Annotated in this window: 14 protein-coding genes; 10 read left to right on the forward strand and 4 right to left on the reverse strand. The window is 34.5% G+C overall.

From position 1 onward, the window contains the following. Positions 1 to 106: 106 nt before the first annotated feature. The 4 genes from prmA to JCM15579_RS12530 all read right to left on the reverse strand — a co-directional run bounded on the left by prmA (position 107) and on the right by JCM15579_RS12530 (position 3,612). Positions 107 to 949 carry a 50S ribosomal protein L11 methyltransferase gene (prmA, locus tag JCM15579_RS12515; protein ID WP_054720741.1) on the reverse strand — a complete coding sequence of 281 codons (843 nt, stop codon included), beginning with the start codon at positions 947 to 949 and terminating at the stop codon, positions 107 to 109. Between the two features lie 102 nt (positions 950 to 1,051). Then, on the reverse strand, positions 1,052 to 1,807 hold the full coding sequence (tpiA, locus tag JCM15579_RS12520) for a triose-phosphate isomerase (protein ID WP_054720743.1): 756 nt from the start codon (positions 1,805 to 1,807) through the stop codon (positions 1,052 to 1,054). 8 nt (positions 1,808 to 1,815) lie between these two features. After that, positions 1,816 to 3,054: a BT_3928 family protein gene (locus tag JCM15579_RS12525; RefSeq protein ID WP_054720628.1), complete on the reverse strand. Its 1,239-nt coding sequence runs from the start codon at positions 3,052 to 3,054 to the stop codon at positions 1,816 to 1,818. A 15-nt stretch (positions 3,055 to 3,069) separates the two neighbouring features. Beyond that, positions 3,070 to 3,612 (reverse strand): DUF1599 domain-containing protein, encoded by a 543-nt coding sequence (locus tag JCM15579_RS12530; protein WP_054720629.1) that lies wholly within the window; start codon positions 3,610 to 3,612, stop codon positions 3,070 to 3,072. Between the two features lie 138 nt (positions 3,613 to 3,750). Here JCM15579_RS12530 and folP point away from each other — a divergent pair, with 138 nt between their 5' ends. The 10 genes from folP to JCM15579_RS20275 all read left to right on the forward strand — a co-directional run bounded on the left by folP (position 3,751) and on the right by JCM15579_RS20275 (position 18,223). After that, the gene (gene folP / locus JCM15579_RS12535; RefSeq protein WP_054720631.1) at positions 3,751 to 4,584 is read left to right on the forward strand and encodes a dihydropteroate synthase; all 834 of its coding nucleotides are present in this window, start codon (positions 3,751 to 3,753) and stop codon (positions 4,582 to 4,584) included. 53 nt (positions 4,585 to 4,637) lie between these two features. Then, positions 4,638 to 5,429, forward strand: coding sequence for a diadenylate cyclase CdaA (gene cdaA, locus JCM15579_RS12540; RefSeq protein WP_054720633.1), 792 nt, complete (start codon positions 4,638 to 4,640; stop codon positions 5,427 to 5,429). Positions 5,430 to 5,495: 66 nt separating this feature from the next. Next, positions 5,496 to 6,350 (forward strand): TIGR01777 family oxidoreductase, encoded by an 855-nt coding sequence (locus tag JCM15579_RS12545; RefSeq protein WP_054720635.1) that lies wholly within the window; start codon positions 5,496 to 5,498, stop codon positions 6,348 to 6,350. A gap of 217 nt (positions 6,351 to 6,567) precedes the next feature. After that, positions 6,568 to 9,009 (forward strand): response regulator, encoded by a 2,442-nt coding sequence (locus JCM15579_RS12550; RefSeq protein ID WP_054720637.1) that lies wholly within the window; start codon positions 6,568 to 6,570, stop codon positions 9,007 to 9,009. A gap of 36 nt (positions 9,010 to 9,045) precedes the next feature. Then, positions 9,046 to 10,434, forward strand: a complete 1,389-nt coding sequence (locus JCM15579_RS12555; protein ID WP_054720639.1) for a sigma-54-dependent transcriptional regulator — start codon at positions 9,046 to 9,048, stop codon at positions 10,432 to 10,434. Between the two features lie 345 nt (positions 10,435 to 10,779). Further along, the gene (locus JCM15579_RS12560) at positions 10,780 to 11,205 is read left to right on the forward strand and encodes a hypothetical protein (RefSeq protein ID WP_054720641.1); all 426 of its coding nucleotides are present in this window, start codon (positions 10,780 to 10,782) and stop codon (positions 11,203 to 11,205) included. Positions 11,206 to 11,358: 153 nt separating this feature from the next. Continuing rightward, entirely contained in the window at positions 11,359 to 11,547 is a 189-nt protein-coding gene (locus JCM15579_RS12565) for a helix-turn-helix domain-containing protein (RefSeq protein ID WP_054720643.1), read from the forward strand. A gap of 185 nt (positions 11,548 to 11,732) precedes the next feature. After that, positions 11,733 to 16,508 carry a T9SS type B sorting domain-containing protein gene (locus JCM15579_RS12570; RefSeq protein ID WP_054720645.1) on the forward strand — a complete coding sequence of 1,592 codons (4,776 nt, stop codon included), beginning with the start codon at positions 11,733 to 11,735 and terminating at the stop codon, positions 16,506 to 16,508. A gap of 1 nt (position 16,509) precedes the next feature. Beyond that, complete coding sequence (locus tag JCM15579_RS12575; protein ID WP_054720646.1) at positions 16,510 to 17,529, forward strand: PorP/SprF family type IX secretion system membrane protein; 1,020 nt, start codon at positions 16,510 to 16,512, stop codon at positions 17,527 to 17,529. Positions 17,530 to 17,641: 112 nt separating this feature from the next. Beyond that, a complete protein-coding gene (locus tag JCM15579_RS20275) occupies positions 17,642 to 18,223 on the forward strand; it encodes a CsgE family curli-type amyloid fiber assembly protein (RefSeq protein ID WP_054720648.1) in 582 nt (193 codons plus the stop codon). Positions 18,224 to 18,229 lie beyond the last annotated feature (6 nt).

Genomic DNA, 18,229 nt, shown 5'->3' on the forward strand with positions numbered 1-18,229 from the left:
CCAATCAGGAATTGTAATAAGGCAATTTAACAAATTTCTGGGAACAAATAATCAAACTCCAAATCCCAAAAACCAAATAGAATTTGAAGTTTGGAGCTTGGATTTTTTATGCTTGGGATTTGATATATTTCACCGCCACCCAATTCTTATCTACTTTGTGGCTAATGTATTTCAATCCATTGTTTTCAGCTTCGGCTTGAATGTGTGGCAAATCTTCAGTATAAAAACCACTCATAATCAACTCACCGTTTTCAGGCAAACAAGCTACGTAATGTTTCATGTCGTTCACCAAAATGTTTCGGTTGATGTTTGCTAACACCACATCGTAGGTTTTGCCTTCCAACAGAGCTGCATCACCTAGGAATACAGAAATGTTTTTGGCTTTGTTGTTCTTGATGTTTTCCAACGAGTTTTTGTATGGCCACTCATCAATGTCTATGGCATCAACTCTTACGGCATTTCTTTTCGATGCTAAAATGGCCAATAAGCTGGTTCCACATCCCATATCCAACACTCTCTTGCCTTCAATTTCTGTTTCCAGGATGGTCTGTACCATTAGTGAAGTTGTAGAGTGGTGACCAGTACCAAATGACATTTTAGGATCAATTACGATATCATATGGAACCTTAGGTGTATCGGTATGGAATGATGCACGAATAACTACCTGATCGGAGATGATTACCGGTTGAAAATTAGATTCCCAAACAGCATTCCAATCTTGCGATTCAATAACTTCATGCGAATAAGAGATGCTATGATTGGGAAGAAGGTTTACCGTTAATTCTTCCACTCTTTGCATGTCGAATAGAGGTGCCTGTATAAAAGCTTCAACAGTATCGTCGGTTTGTGTAAAGCTTTCGAAATCAATTTCTCCCAATTCTGCAATTAGAATGTCTGCAATGTCTTCGTCAAAGGGAGTTATCTGGCATTTTAGTTCTATATAGTCCATCTGTTTTAATAGTTTATTTGTTGTTGCAAGGTATGCTTTAAGTGTAGAAAAAACAAAAGCCGACACTCTTTGTATCGGCCTTTATTTTATATTATTCTGTTCTTAGAATGCAGTAATAATTCCCATGAAGTCTTCTGCGTTAAGAGAAGCACCACCAATTAAACCACCATCTACATCTTCATTTTCGAACAATTCTTTTGCGTTAGAAGGCTTACAGCTACCACCGTAAAGAATAGAAGTGTTGTTTGCAACTTCTTCACCGTATTGTTCTACTAAAGTTTTACGGATGAAAGCGTGCATTTCCTGAGCTTGATCAGAAGAAGCAGTTACACCTGTACCAATTGCCCAAACTGGTTCGTATGCCAATACAACTTTTCCGAATTCTTCAGCTGACAAGTGGAATAAACCTTCAGCGATTTGGCTCTTTACAACCTCGAAGTGCTTTTCAGCTTCGCGTTCTTCCAAAACCTCACCAATACAGAAAATTGGAGCTAGACCATTTTCAAGAGTTAGGTTTACTTTTTTCACCAAAATCTCATTGGTTTCACCGTAATATGTTCTTCTTTCCGAGTGACCAAGGATTACATATTTGCTACCAGTTGATTTGATCATAGAAGCTGAGATTTCACCAGTGTAAGCACCGCTTTTTTCGTCGGCACAGTTTTGTGCAGCAACAGCGATTTTTTCACTTACAACTTTATTCACTTCAGTAAGGTGAATAAAAGGAGTACCGATAACAACATCTACATCATTGATCTCTGTGTTTTCTACTAGATCATTGATTTGTCCAGCCAACTCAATACCTTCCTCAAGAGTATTGTTCATTTTCCAGTTTCCTGCAACAATTTTTCTTCTCATAATTGTAATCATTTTCTTGCTTTTGATTTTCTGCCAACTAATAAGAACAAGCAGATTAGCAACAGCAAAGTTGAAGTAATACTAATAAATACTAGTTTGATATTTAATTTTTGATGTTTCGTAATTGAATGTGCTGCCAAGTCACCTTTTAGCTCTTCAACAGCAGGGAAATCATTGTAATGCCATTTGTCCAGAATGGTTCCGTTTTTAATCAGAATTAATCCCGGATTTGATCTTACAATTGTTTTCACCTGAATTTCATCAGTATTGTAAAATTCAATTGGCAATTCACGACTTGCTTTAAAATTTTCACATTCCTGTGTTCCGGAAGCGGTTAAAACAATAAAGGAGTAGCCTTTTTCCAAAGCGAACATTGCCAGCTCCTTTATTTTAGGAAGACTTTTCTCATTCAGTTTATCAATTTCTTTCGATACCAAAATGAAAGTGTAATTTTCATCATGCAATACCTGATCGGTAATATCTCCTTCGGTATCATTTGAAATCGAGAAATCGTGAATTGGAGGCGTGTAACCTTCCTTAATTTTGATCTGTTCCGAGTCAACAAACACCCAAGTACTATCTTGCCAAGGATAATTGGTTTCATCAAACTCTTTCACAACACCATCTTTTTCATACTTCAGAATGCTCTGGTATTCGTCGGCAGGAGCTCCATCGGGTATAATCATACCATCACTGATGTTTGCACCAATGTGATAGGGTCTGAAATCAATAATTGGCAAATGTTTGTAGGAATAAAGTGAAATTCCGACTGAGAAAACAATCGAGAAAGCAACAAGTAAGTTTTGTTCCCATAAAGGATATGATTTCTCTTTTTGTTTTCTGCTAAAAAACAAAAGCAGTGTAAGAGCAAGAATAATTACATTCTTTCCAAAGGTTTCCCAGTTACTAAGAATTAAAGCATCACCAAAGCAACCACAATCTGTAACCGGGTTGGTTATTGCCAAAACCAAAGTTAGTGGTGTAAAAATGCCCATAAATATGATAGCACCCCAAGCAGAAAGTTGCTTTCTTGCATTGAAAACAAGAGCTAAACCAACGGCAAATTCCAATGTTGATAAAAGAATTGCCAAAGGGAATGCTAGCGAAGTAAGTGCATCCAATCCAAATGCAGTAAAATAATCGGTGAATTTATAGGTCGATCCCATTGGATCAACTGCTTTTACAAATCCGCTGAAAATGAAAATTAAGCCAACAATCAGACGGCTGAAAAATCGAATTAAACTCATTTGATTTTGGATTTATTAGGCGTTTTCAAATTCAATTTTAATCAGACCAAAAACCGAATAATTAATCATATCAAAATAATTGGCATCTATTCCTTCAGAAATTATGGTCTTTCCCTGATTGTCTTCAATTTGTTTTGTACGATTAATCTTCATTAAAATCAAATCAGTGAAAGAACTTACCCTCATACTTCTCCAAGCTTCATCGTAATCGTGGTTTTTCGCTTCCATCAATTCTTTTGCTTCCTTAAAGTATTTCTGATACAGTTCCAATGCTTTATCATGATCCATTTCTTCATCAGAAGTTCCTAGTTCCAACTGAATGATTCCCATGATTGCATAATTCACAATACCAATAAATTCTGAACGAATATCATCTTCTATTTTACTAGTTCCTTTTGTTTCAATGCTTCTAATACGCTGTGCCTTGATGTAGATTTGGTCAGTCATGGAACTTGGGCGAAGAATTCTCCAGGCTGTTCCATAGTCTTGCATTTTTTTTGTGAAGATATCCGTACAGATTTCAATAATATGATTGTACTGTTGGTCTGTGTTATTCATAGTTTATTTTAGAAATTTTCCCGTAAAAGTACTAAATAAGGCAAAGCCATGGTATTTTATTTTACTTTTGCTTGTATTTGATCACTCAAATTGCTTATGCAAAATTAAAAAACTAATTGTTTTAACAGCGATATTCCTATGATTAAGTGTGGTAATCATTCAATAAATTTTGAAACTCCTTTGGTAATGGGGATTCTAAATATTACTCCAGACTCATTTTATGATGGTGGAAGTTATACCAATGAGAAAACTATTTTAAACCGAGCAGAGAAGATTCTTTCGGAGGGTGCAGATATAATCGATATTGGAGCATTTTCTACACGACCAGGTGCTGAAGATGTTAGTGAAGCAGAAGAGTACAATAGAATGACTTTGGCTGTAAAGGCAATTAGAAATGAGTTCCCTCAGGCAATTCTATCTATTGATACTTTTAGGGCAAACATTGCAAAGAGCATTGTAAATGAATTTGGAGCTTGTTTAATCAATGATATCTCGGGAGGAACTATGGATGAGAATATGTTTGAAACCATTGGAGAACTTCAAGTTCCATACATCATGATGCATATTAAAGGAACCCCCCAAACCATGCAGAAGAATCCTTATTACAATGATTTAATTGGTGAGATTAAGACTTTTTTTGAGGAGAGAATTATGAAGCTTAATCATTATGGAGTAAAGGATGTGATTCTGGATCCTGGTTTTGGTTTTGGAAAAACATTGGAGCACAATTACGAAATTGTAGCACGATTAAATGATTTTTCTGATTTTAATTTGCCGATTTTAGCTGGTTTGTCAAGAAAATCTATGATTTACAAATACCTTGGAGGTACGCCTGATTCAAGCCTAAATGGAACTACTGCATTAAATATGATGTGTTTGGAGAATGGAGCAGATATTCTGCGTGTTCATGACGTGAAAGAGGCTGTAGAATGCGTAAAACTGCATAATATGATCAAATCACAATTGAAATAATAAATTTTCATATAAAATTGTAATTTTGTTAATAGACCGAATTTAAATATATAATGATCACTGCTTTTATCACTCTTGGACTTTTCGATATTCTGGATATTCTTTTGGTAGCATTTCTTTTGTATCAAGTTTACCTTCTGATTAGAGGAACAGTTGCCATCAATATTTTTGTGGGATTATTTCTATTCTACTTAACATGGATGTTCGTTCGTGCTCTTAATATGGAGTTGTTGAGTACCATTTTGGGGCAATTTATCGGAGTTGGTGTAATTGCTTTGATTATTGTTTTTCAGCCAGAAATAAGGAAGTTTTTACTCATTCTGGGTTCTAGGTACAATATTAATCAGAAGTTTAGTTTAGAGAATTGGTTTGGAAAAGACGAGGTTGGATTCGAAAAACAAGAAATTGCATCAATTGTTTCGGCATGTGAACACATGTCTAAATCGAAAACTGGAGCCTTAATTGTAATTGCAAAGAATTCCGATTTGCAGCCATATGCTGAAACAGGGAAGATTGTAAATTCAAGAGTTTCCGGAACCTTGTTGGAGTCAATATTCTTTAAAAATTCTCCTTTACATGATGGAGCGGTAATCATTGCCAATAATAGAATTCTTGCTGCTCGCTGTATTTTGCCGGTTACGGATAGTACTAATATTCCTGGAAGTTTGGGCTTACGACATCGTGCTGCCATTGGAATGAGCCAGGCAACAGATTCGCATGTGATAACAGTTTCTGAAGAAACGGGGAATATCTCTTACATTATGGGTGGAAATATTAAAGTACGAATTACTGGTGCCGATTTGAAGAAATTTTTAGCAGGAGATTACTCTGGATTTATCGTTTGAATCAATTCATCTAAATCCTGATGATTACCTGAACCATTTGGTAACAGAAAGAAAAATTCAAAGCAGATGAAAATTGCAATATCAGGAAGTAATGGATTGGTAGGTTCACATTTATGTGATTACTTACAAGCTGAACTTGGAGCCGAGATTTTAAAAATTACCAGGGAAAGATTGTATGGAGATGCAAAATCTTTGGCAACATTGCTTAACGGTGCAAATGTAATTATTCATCTTTCGGGAGCATCAATTCTTTCAAGGTGGACCAAAAGAAGAAAAAAAATACTTCGCGAAAGTCGTGTAGAAACGACTAAAAACCTATGTAAAGCAGTTGCTTTGCTTGAAAATAAGCCCAAACAATTTATTTGTACATCGGCTGCTGGAATATACAATTGCAGAGATCAGCATTCAGAGGAAAGTATAGCATATTCTTATGATTTTTTAGGTAGAATTTGCATTGAATGGGAACAGGCAGCAATGGAAATGCAAAAACTGGAAGTAGCAACAACAATATTTAGACTAGGAGTAGTTTTAAGTGAACAAGGAGGAATTGTTCAAAAATCATTGCCATTTTTCAAATTAGGAATTGGAGGTCGTTTGGGATCGGGCAAGCAAATGTTCCCATTTATCCATATTGATGATTTGATGAAGGCATATGGCTTTGTAATTAAAGCAAAATCTGAAGGAATTTACAATTTAGTTGCTCCGGAAAGTATCAATAATGGTGATTTCACGAAATTGATGGCAAAAACAGTAAAACGACCTGCATTTTGTCATGTACCAACATTCATTTTGAGGATATTACTTGGTGAGGCTTCTACTGTTCTGTTAAATGGGCAAACCGTTCTTCCGAATCGCCTGAAAAAAGAGGGATTTGAGTATAAATATTTAACACTTGATGAAGCTCTTCGTGCTCTTATCTAGAGTTTTAGTTTGAAAACTTGATAACCATTTTCGGATAGTTGACCAAGAATTTAGTACTTCTCAAGGAGTATTATGCATTGTTAATCACAATAGCATTGATTTTTAGACGTATTCGTTTTAATTTTGATTAAACAAGAATAATGGAATAAAAGAGAAACTCCCTATTTAGGGGATTTTTTTTCTATATATCGTTTTAGTTAAGATTAATCAGTAGCGTATGGGATTTAATTTTACTCCTGAAGTTTTGGTAGTGGATGATAGATTGGAGAATTTGGATCTAATTGGAGCTGTATTGGGAAAATTAGATGCAAAACTTGAGTTGATTCAATCCCCATTGGATGCCATCCGAAAAATGGATGAGAAAGAATATGCTGTAATTCTTCTTGATATTCAGATGCCGCAAATGGATGGTTTTGCCCTAGCCGAAAAAATCCGATCTGGACAAAAGAATGCTACAACTCCTATCATTTATATTACTGCGTTTTATCTTGATAAAGAAAGTGAACAAAGAGGTTACGATTGTGGCTGTGTAGATTTCATCATGAAACCTTTTAACTCTACAATTCTAAAAAACAAGGTGAATATCTTTTTGGAGCTGTACAAAAGTAGAAAGCAGAAAGAGCAGCAAAATTTGAAGTTGAACCTTGCCTTAAGGGATAAAGAACTTTTTGAAAACAGGCTTAAAAATCTAGCAAGCAATTACCGAACTATTATAGAGGGGCAGAGTGAGTTGATTTTTAAAATTAATGATTCCTTAAAAATAGAGTTTGCCAATAAGGCATTTACTGATTTCTTTAATTATTCTTTAGATGGAGTTTCGGTGAATTCAGTTTCAGATATTAATAGTGAATTGTCTGATCAAATATCGGTAGCCATTAAGCAAATGAATGGTAAAAGCCAATCAATTATATTAGAAAAACCGATTAAAAATCACCAGAAGGAACAAAAATGGATAGAATGGACTGTTTTTAAGCAAATGGCATTTAATGAAATGTACTATCATATTGTTGGTAGAGATGTTTCAGATAAAAAACTCTTGAAGGATTCATTGATAAAGAAAGAATTGATGATCCGTAAAATTCAGAAACTTGCAAGAGTGGGAAGCTTTGAATGGGATTCTTATACAAAAATACTTCGAGGATCAACAGAATTTTATCGCATTTATGAGATCTCTGATAAGGAGATTGATAATGTATTGGAGTGCATTAAGGAGAAGTTTTACCCGGAAGATTTACTAGCATTTGATAATGTTCTTAATAGTAGTACAAAAGAAAATCAAAAACTTGAACTAAAGCATAGAATCATTACAAAGGATCAAAAGATAAGGCATATTCACCTTGAAATAAATGTGGAGTATAATTCGAAATTGGATGTACTCATTTATACCGGAGTGGCTTGGGATGTGACCGAAGATGTTGAAATGGAAACGACTCTTAAAAGTAGTCTAGGTTTTGAGAGAGAAGAGTATCATGATAGGGCCTTTGTTGAATTGAATGGAAATAATGAGATTGTTTTTGTAAATGATTTAGGGTGTAAGTTGCTGGAATGTAATGATCTGAAAAAAACAACAAGTTTAAGTTTCTTTAATTTTATTCCTCAGCTTTTTGTGGATAAAGTGGAAGATTTGTTGAATTTTAGAGCAAGAAAGAGAGAATTTGTTTTTGATGTTATTAATCTTCTATCTAAAAATGGGAATTTGAAAAAAGTAATATTAATTGCTTTTGCATATAATGAGCGAAGTACTCGTTTATTGATGAACGAATTACCTCAACCTAATGGTGAAGAAATTATAGAGAATAAATATCAATCTGTTATTTCAGATTTAAAAGTTCATGGAAAAGAGCTTGAGAGGAATGCAATTGAAATGCAGAATAAAATTGACCATGAACTATTGGTCAATGAGTATCAAAATCAATTGCTAACTCAAAAATCAGAGCTCGAATCTTTGGGAAAAATGACAAGCAGTGTGGTCAATGAAATCAATCAACCACTTTCTGGGATCTCGATGATTATAGATAACATTTTACTAAGATTGTCCAAAGATATCATTGACAAGAAATATATAGAAGAGAAGTGTCAACAGGTATTTAGAGATATTGATAGAATAAAAACTTACCTATCTCAAATTAGTATTTTCAACTCATCACAAAACGAAAGCTGTGATGCTTCGGTGAATGTAAATAATGTAGTTCAGGATGCTGTTAATTTAATGAAAAAGCAGTACAAAAACTCAAATGTTGATATTCAATTGAAAGCTGATCCTGATTCGCTTTATATATGTGGAAATAAGTATAAACTGCAGAAAGTTATTGTTGATATTCTGAATAATTCATATGAGTCAATCGGTGAAAAACTGAAAAGAAGTAATTCTAATGAGAGTATGGAAGATAAAATTCAGGTAAAGACAAAATTAGTAGGAAATGAGGTCGTTGTATCGATTAAAGATTTCGGAGAGGGAATAGATCCAAGGAATTTGAATTCCATTTTTGAGCCTTTTTATTCAACAAAGCAAGAAAAAACGAATTCAGGCTTGAGTTTGTATGTTAGCAAGAATATAGTACAAAAAATGAATGGAGAAATTAAAGTTCGAAGTAAGAAAAATCAGTACACAGAAATGAAATTAATTTTCCCATTTGAACAAATGATAGAGAAAAAATAGGTATATTTTAAGGAAAGTTAACACTATACAACCACTATGATTTCAGTAAGTGATCTAAGAATTTTGATTTTGGATGATGAACAACTGGTTCGTGACGAACTGAGTGAGTTCCTTATTGATCCAAATTTCCATATTTTCAAAGCCAGTACGCCTTCTGAAGCTTTTGAGATTATGGATCGTAATGAAGTTCATATTGCAATTGTTGATGTTAATTTGCCAGAAATGAGTGGATTGGATGTTCTTGAGAAGATAAAAAAAGAACATTCAGATATTGAAGTAATCATGATAAGTGGTTATAGTGAGATGGATTCGGTGATTCACTCAATGAGATTAGGAGCTTCCGATTTTTTCACAAAACCATTTCGATTGAGAGATGTTGAGCATTCAATTGAGCGAACAAAGAAATTTGTTAATCTGAACAAGAGTTTACAAGAAGTAAAACGAAACTATTCAATCATATCGAAAGAATTTTATGAGGCGATGGGCTACGAAATTGTTGGAGAAAGTCGCCACATGAAGAATCTTATAAATTTAATTGGTAAGGTTGCCAAAACAGAGAATACATCGGTTTTAATAACAGGAGAAAGTGGTACTGGTAAAGAATTGGTGGCTAGAGCAATTCATTATTTAAGCAGTAGAAAAGAAAATTGTTTCTATGCCGTAAATTGTAGTGCGATACCAGAAACCTTGTTCGAAAGTGAATTTTTTGGACATACCAAAGGTGCTTTTACAGGTGCTTCTGATACCAAAACAGGATGGTTTGAGGCTGCAAATAAGGGAACTCTCTTTTTAGATGAAATTGGTGATATGCAGTTAAATTTACAAACGAAGTTTCTGCGTGTTTTAGAAGATCGAAAGATTAGAAAGGTAGGTTCTAATATTGAAATTCCTTTCGATACAAGAATTATTGCTGCAACCAACCAAAATTTAGAAGAGCTAAGTACTGAAAAAGGATTTCGTTTAGATTTATATCACAGGATAAGTTCCTTTGTGATTCATCTGGAGCCGTTGCGAAAACGAAAGGAAGATATTCCTTTGCTATTGGATTATTTTGTGAAATATTTTAATAGGATAATGGCTAAAAACATAAATGAAGTAGACGAAGCGGTTGTAAGAAAGTTGTTGGCCTATGAATTTCCTGGAAATGTGAGAGAATTGAAAAATATGGTTGAACGAGCAGTAATTATTTGCGATACCAATAAATTGGGATTATCTCATTTTCAGTTAAACGAGGTTAAAGAAAACTATTCTGATCATTATCATTATCCTACCGAGGAGATTTTGGATTTGGAATTGGTGGAGAAGAATTGTATTCTCAAGGCTTTAGAGCGTTCAAACTATAATAAATCCAAAGCCGCAGACTTATTAAATATTACTTGGCAATCCTTAGATCGGCGAATCAAAAAGTACAAAATTGAAAAATGAAAATCTGGATTATTCCAGATTTTTTTTGCATCCACTTTCGGATATATCCACTTTTTAAATACAATTTTAAATTGTAAAATCAATAAAATCAGGCTGTTCTTAAAAGTACAATTATTAATCAAAATGTAATATCCGAAAGTGGATAAAATTACTAAAAAAACCGCATGTACTGGAATAGCAGGCTTTTAGTATTCTGTTTTAATATTCTTAAACTTATATATCCGTTTGTGGATATTTATCAAGAGAAAAAATAATTCAACAATTTAATTAATACACAATAAATCAGTGGGTTATAAATCTTGGCACTTTGATTGAATAGTGAATTGCGTTCTAATATCTAAGTGTATGAGTGTTTTAATATTGGAAGGTAATAGTTTTAAAATTCTTCCTTCATCAGGAAAGACAATGAATATTTTATTTATAAAAGAGAATAGATCACTAATAGGTGAATTGAAAGAATATATTAACAGTTTGGATGCACAGGCTTTTTTTGCAGATGATCCAGTTGAAACTGAAATTATTCTTAATAAAACATCTATTGATCTGGTAATTATCCCTCTTAAAGCGCTTTCCAACTTAGATATGTTAAAATACATTAATGATCATTTTAAGAAAACAAAAGTTGTTATTACAGTTGATAGAGAAGAACAGACCTCAAAAATAGGAAACCGTAAAACTTTATATACAAATTACGATCTGTTGCAAAAGCAATTAAGATTGTTTGACCTTAAAAAAGCTATTGGTTCTGGATTGGATTATAGTCCGAACTAATTGTTCTATTCACTTTAAAACCTAACCATGAATTGGTTAAAATTTGCAGAAAATTAACTTGGTGAGGGAGTAGGCACAATGCTTACTTCCCATCTGGTTAAATGAAAGAAACAAACCTTATTATTCAATTCTATTCAATTTAAAACTACAGTTATGACACAAGAAGTTCAAGACGATTTGGTAAGAATTAAAGAGAGACTTAGAATTCTTGATGACAAGAAGAAAAAAGTAGCCAAAATTATTGGGATTACAGATGTTTATTTGTCTTATATTCTTAATGGAAAGAGACCTCTAACTGCTAATGTTAAATCAAAACTATTTGATTATTTGGGACTAAGCTAATTTTTTTTGGCTGCAGTCGTTTAACTAATATTAAAAATCAGGAATAGCTTCGGAATATTGAAATTATTGCCTGATTTTTTTAGTTGCCTTTTGTTGTGTTATGATGACCATTATTTTGTAAATTGAGTGTAAGTAAAAGAAAATCAAAATTTAAGCAAAAGTAAACAAGCTTTTAAATTTGTTTTATGAGGCTAAAAGCAAACATAGTATTTGTATTTATATTTCTTTCTTTTTTTTCGGAGATATTTGCTCAAAAACGTGCTGGGGTTTGGTATTTTGGCGAAAATGCCGGCTTAAATTTTAATGTAGATCCGGCAGTACCATTAACTGATGGAGCATTAAATACAGAAGAAGGATGTGCAACTGTTTGTAATGCTCAGGGTGATCTTTTGTTTTATACCGATGGAATTACGGTGTATAATAAGAATCATGCTCAAATGGCAAATGGAGATGGATTGGATGGAAATGTTTCGGCAACACAATCTTCAATCATTGTACAACAACCTGGAAGTAGTGTGTTGTATTATATTTTTACTGTTGATGCTCATCAAAATGCATTAAGAAATGGTTTGAGATATTCAATTGTGGATATGTCTATGAATGGTGGTTTAGGACAAGTTACTACCAAAAATGTTGTGGTGTATGGGAATGAAGTTTGCGAAAAGGTTACAGCTGTAAAACATGCAAATGGTACCGATTTTTGGGTACTGACTCATGAGTGGGGAAGTAGACAATTTCGGGCTTATCAATTAAGTGCAGCAGGCTTATCTGCTGCCGTTACCAGTTCCGTAGGAATCGTTCATAATTCTGACAGACGATCTTCAATTGGTTATATGAAAACTTCCCCAAATGGGAACAAGCTTGCAGTTGCGATATACACGGAAAATATGGTAGAATTATTTGATTTTAATACTTCTACTGGACAGGTTTCAAATCCGATTCAGATTAGCGGTTATACTTCTCCTTATGGTGTGGAATTTTCTCCTTCATCTGAATTTTTATATGTGAGTTTGTATACGCTAGGTGAAATGTACCAATTCAATATTTCATCGAATAACGAGGCTACCATAAATGCCTCTGTACAATTAATTGGAAGTGGTGCATGGTATTATGGTGCATTGCAGTTGGCGCCAGATAATAGAATTTATATGGCCAAAACAAATAATTCAGCAACAAGTGGTAGTTTAAATTTGGATGTGATTAACAACCCAGATGTTGCGGGAGCAGGAAGTAACTTTGCGGCAGATTCGAAAAATCTGTCGGGAAGAAGATGTTGGTTAGGACTACCCAATTTTGTCACCAGTATTTTTAGTCTCGAATTTGCTTACCTATACGATTGTGAAGGTGATAATACAGAGTTTACCATTACTTCTGATTTAACCAATATTGCAAGTGCAACCTGGGATTTTGGAGATGGAACTTCACAAACAAGCAGTGTAAACCCATTTACAGTGACTCATGTTTTTCCGGCAGCAGGAACTTATGATGTTAATCTAGAGGTAAATTTAATTTCAGGAGGTACCGATAATGTAACACAGTCTGTTGTTATAAATACATTGCCAACTGCTAATGATCAAAATATTGCTGTATGGGAGGATGAGAGTGGTGGAGGTGTGGCTACTGGCATTGATCTAACGGCACTCGAAACTGCAATAAACGGAGAATCAGGCATTACTTATGTGTGGTATTCTGATGTAGGACTTACATCAGTAGTTCCTGACCCTACCAATGTGAGTGCTACGAATGGTCAGCAATTTTGGGTACAAATAGATGATGGAAATTGTTCTAATGTGGCGGTAGTAACTGTAACAGTAAATGCATTACCACAGGTGGTTGATCAAAACCCAGTGATTTGTGAAGACAATTATAATACAGGAATAGCTTCGAATATTGATTTGACTCAACTCGAAAATGCAATTGCCAATGGAAATGCATTTTCAGTAACTTGGTTTCATGATGTTGGATTAACAAACCCAGTTACCAATCTAACCAATAGGACGGTTTCCAATGGGGAAGTGTTTTATGCGGAGGTTAATACTTCAACAGGATCAAGTGTTGCTACAGTAACGTATACCGTTGAAAGTCTACCTGAAGGCAATGATATTACAATTCAATTATGGGAAGATACTTTTGGTAGTGGAACGGCTTCAGGTGTGGACCTAACTTCTTATGATAATACTGTTTCTAATGGAAGCACAGTTGTTTGGTACGAAGATGCGGCATTTACAAATTTGGTTTCTGGTCCTGGAAATATAACAGTAAGTGATGGTGATATTCTCTATGCATTTATAGATAATGGCAGTTGTACAAATCGTGGAAGTGTTGAGTTTATTGTTCGATCATCACCTATTGCAAATGATCAGAATATTAATATTTGTGAGGATATTGCGGGTAGTGGAATCGCATCCAATATCGATTTAACGACTTTAAATGGAGCTATTAATGGCGGAACTACAAGTACGGTTACTTGGTATAATGATGCCGGTCTTACAAATTTGGTGAGTGATCCTACAAATGCAACCGTAAGTGATGGGCAACAATTTCATGTTTTGGTTGAGAGTGGAGGTGAGTCTAATACCGCGATTGTTACCTATTCGGTTTTGTCACTACCTATTGCAAACAACCAAACAATTACTGAGTTTGAAGATGTTCCAGGATCAATGACAGCTACTGGTGTTGACTTAACAATTAATAATAATGCAATAACAGGAGGTCAAGCTGTAAGCGTAGAATGGTTCCTCGATTCTGATTTGAGTAATTTGGTTCCAAATCCAAGTTCGCAGGATGTGGTGGATGGTGATATCTTCTACGTTCTGGTTTCCAATGCGAGTTGTTCAAATGTTGCTACAGTTCAGTTTTTAGTTATAAATACCCCTGTTGCCAGAGATGTTTTTCCTGAGGTTTGTGAAGATGTTGCTGCAAGTGGTAGTGCACTTGTAGATTTAAGCTTGCTTGAAAATCAAATTAATGAGGGGAATGGCGATACATTTGCATGGTTTTTTGATTGGCTGACTGAGCCCAATGGTTTACCAACAAATCCTATTCCTGATCCAACAAATGTGAATGCCACTAATGGTGTTAGATATTTTGCCACTGTTGATGACGGATTAAATACGAATGTTGCTGTTGTAACATATACTGTAAGAGGCTTACCAACAGCATTGAATATTGTTGTTGATGTATGGGAAGATAGTTTCGGAACGGGAGTGGCCACGGGAATAAATCTTCTGAACTATAACTCTAGAATAAATGGAGGAAGTGCTTCTTTAGTTACTTGGTTTAATGATGCAGGACTAATGAGCGCAGTTTTGACACCCGATAATGTTAGTGCCTCTGATAATGATGCTTTTTATGCATTGGTGCAAGATACCTATTGTCAAAATGTTGGTAGTATTACTTTTAATGTTCGACAATTGCCTGAAGCTAATGATCTACAAATTCAACTTTGTGAGGATAATCAAGAATCAGGGGCAGTTTCAGGCTATGATTTAACTCAATTAGAGCCTGCTGTAAATAATGATCCAGGAACCGTAAAAGAATGGTTTTTCGATTCAAGTTTAAATCTTCCTGTAACCAATCCATCAAGCGCAGCAGTTAACGATGGAGATGATTTTTTTGTGAGAGTTAGCTTTGGAGTGGAAAGTAATGTTGGGGAAATCAATTTTACAATTAATTCACTTCCTCAGGCTCAGAATTACTCCGTAGTTCTTTGTGAAGATAATTTTAATACAGGTCTTGTTAATGGTGAAGATTTAAGAATTTATGAAAGTAATATCAGTTCAAGCTCAGGTATATCTTTAGTATGGTATTCCGATGCCTCATATACAAATGCTATTGTGAACCCTGGCAATGTGCAGGTTTCCGATGGAGATATTTTCTATGCCCGTGTGTGGGATGGAAATTGTGAAAGTTTTGCAGAACTTGATTTCACAATTACAGTTTTGCCTGAAACCGCAACAGTAACAGAAACCCTGTGTGAAGAAACATTTGGTAGTTCATCCATTGATAATGTTAACCTTACTGATTTTGAAAGCTCATTAAGTCAGGACCCCAATGCTACAATTCAATGGTATGAGGACGATCGTTTAACTATACCTGTAAATGATCTAAGTAATCAAATGGTGAGTAATCAAAGTTCTTATTACGCATTGGTAACAAATAGCAATAGCTGTGAAAATATTGCGAGATTAAATTTTTTCGTAAATCCTTTGCCTGTAGCAACTGATCTGGTCATTGAGTTGTGCGAAGATGAAGCTGGAGGAGGGGTAGTAAACAATTATAATTTGTCAAATTTAGATTTGAGGGTATCTGGTTCGGGTTCAATTATATCATGGTTTCAGGATGTAGATTTATCTGATGCTGTGAATAATCCTTTATCACATCAAATAAGTAATAATCTGGTTTTATATACTCAGGTTACTGATGGTATGTGTGAAAATGCATCAACTGTTAATTTTATCGTTCATGATGTACCAACTTTTGATTTGGGTGCGGATACAACCATTTTTTATACAGAGAGCAAGGTGTTGGCTCCGGCAATTGAGATAAAATTTTTACCTGGTACTTACTTGTGGCAGGATGGGGCTACGTCATCCACTTATACAGTAACTGAGGAAGGAAAATACACATTGGTATTTACTGATTTCAATGGATGTGTGGGAGAAGATGACATTATGGTATATGTAGATCGATATAGGATTTTTGTTCCCAACGCATTTACACCCAATGGCGATGGATTGAATGATACATTTGGTCCGGTAATTACTGGAGATATAGCAGGAGAAGAAATTGAAATGTATATCTATAACCGTTGGGGGGAAATGATTTATGAATTTACTGATCTAGGAGTAGGATGGGATGGTACCTATAAAGGGAAGCCTGTAAATACAGGAGTTTATGTATGGACTCTTATTATAAATGGGAAGTCAAAACAGGATGGCTCCGTATCTTTAATAAGGTAAGATGATAAAATGGAGAATTGTTCATATAATCATTTTGATTGTGCTTTCGCAGGTTGTCAAAGCACAGGATATTGAATTCTCTCAATTTTATGCCAATCGTTTGTACTTAAATCCGGCTTTAGCAGGATCAGAGTTTGCTCCTGTAGCATCATTATCATATCGAAATCAATGGCCGCAAAACAACAAACCTTTTGTAACCTATACAGCTTCTTTCGATCAGTATGTTGATATAATGCATGGAGGATTAGGACTTTTGCTGATTCAAGATAATCAAGGCGATGGTGCAATCAAAACCACAATGGCTTCGGGTATGTATTCCTACTCCCTTAATATTAATAGAAATTTTTCGGTGAATGCAGGCTTGAAAGCTACATATGTACAAAGAAAGTTAGATTGGGAATCTCTGGTTTTTTCAGATATGATTGATCCTTTGTATGGCGTTATATATCCAGGGAGAGAAATACAACCAGGGAGTTTATCACATTCTTATATTGATTTTTCGCTTGGGATGGTGGCAAATTATAAAAACTTTTATCTGGGAGTGGTTGCTGATCATTTATCAGAACCCGATGAAGCATTTGATAGTGAGAATAATTCAGCTGCTTTGCCAAGAAAGTATACAGTTCATGCAGGCGCAGCAATTCCTGTTGGATACTCAAGAGGCTTAATGAAAAGTGATTTCATGATTTCGCCAAATATTTTGTATCAGAAGCAGCAAGATTTTGAGCAAATTAATTATGGATTGTATTTTTCTAGAACCAATTGGGTTGTTGGTACTTGGTTTAGACAAAATCTATCATTTGATTATGATGCGTTTATTGTGCTTTTAGGATATCAAACAGATAGATTAAGAATAGGCTACTCCTATGACTATGTAGTATCAAAATTGGTTAAAACCAACTCAGGAGCTCATGAGATTTCTATAACATATTTATTAGGGAAAACTCGCACATCCTGTTCAGGATCACACTATTTTAGAAAGAAAAGAAGAATAAGAGCAATTAGATGTCCGAAATTTTAATGGATAAAAAATGGCCAATTGTCAAAGAATTATATTTATCTGTTTAAGTTTAATTAACTGGTTAACAAAAGTTAAGATTTCTTAAGAGTCGTCTTTTGTAGTGTAAAAGTTTATGAATTTAAAATTAGAAACGATATATTTATATATTGTGAAGAAGGCTGATTATATAGCATTTAGAATGATAGGTTCGTTGCGAGCAATTACCTTATTGGTATTTGTTTCATATTTATTTTGTTGCTCGCATTCAGTTTATGCACAGCAATCTCAGAAAGAGAGAGACTCTTTGCGAACTTTGAAGATATTAAAGGACGCATTAAATAGTGCTGAGCAAGCTAATTCAAGTGCAGAGTCTGCTGAACTTGATATGGAAATTGATGGACTGATAATGGACGAGACCATATCAAAAGTAGGCCGGGACTTTTTTGATATGTTTTATGCAACTTGGAATGCTCCTAAAAATGCTAAAAACTTTACAATTACCATTAAAGAAATGGTTTTACCAGGTTTAGCAACCCAAATTACCATTTCGGTAAATGATAATGAAGTGTTTAAAGAACGTGTTCAGCCGCGGTATGATATCATGGAGCAAATGTCAAATTATGCGATATATAAGACAACTGGATATTTAAATAACTACGAAAGTATGAAATCTCAACTTGATGGAGATGATCAATCAGGTTCGGGAATTTTTTAACCTTAA

Origin of the sequence: Marinifilum fragile JCM 15579, assembly GCF_001310955.1 — a bacterium.
In the GTDB taxonomy this organism is placed as follows: Bacteria; Bacteroidota; Bacteroidia; order Bacteroidales; family Marinifilaceae; genus Marinifilum; species Marinifilum fragile.